Below are 429 nucleotides of genomic sequence, written 5' to 3'. Positions count from 1 at the left end.
TTTGTTTCGTTTGGTCTATGTAGGTCACAGTTGCGATTGTTGTTTTTGTGTGTGTGTTTAGTGTTACGTGTATCTCTGATGTATACCCTGTGTGGTCTGTTGGTCAGTTTATTCCTGTTTCTGCTACTGCTCCTGTGTCTCCTGTTGGACCTGTTATTCCATTTGCTCCTGTTGCTCCTGTATTTCCTGTTGGACCTGTAGAGCCTGTTATTCCATTTGCTCCTGTCGCTCCTGTATTCCCTGTTGGACCTGTTATTCCATTTGCCCCTGTTGCTCCTGTCGCTCCCCTAGGACCTGTAGCTGCCTTTTTTACACATCTCCCAGCCCCACATACAAGACCCAAACCCGTATGTCATAATCATCTTCAAAAACACAAAAAAAGAACCAACACCTCATCCAGCTGACTCCACGAACAACATAATAACAAGA

At 44.8% G+C, this 429-nt stretch carries 1 protein-coding gene; it reads right to left on the bottom strand.

Features of this window, described 5'->3' with window-relative positions; all coding sequences use genetic code 11:
• Positions 1–103 precede the first annotated feature (103 nt).
• Positions 104–343 carry a hypothetical protein gene (locus tag KGF42_RS19270; protein ID WP_285891584.1) on the bottom strand — a complete coding sequence of 80 codons (240 nt, stop codon included), beginning with the start codon at positions 341–343 and terminating at the stop codon, positions 104–106.
• Positions 344–429 lie beyond the last annotated feature (86 nt).

It is taken from the genome of Clostridioides sp. ZZV15-6383 (genome assembly GCF_020657735.1).
Classification (GTDB): domain Bacteria; phylum Bacillota; class Clostridia; order Peptostreptococcales; family Peptostreptococcaceae; genus Clostridioides; species Clostridioides difficile_D.
The sequence above is the reverse complement of the archived record's forward strand: the minus strand, read 5'-3'. Positions and strand labels throughout refer to the sequence as shown.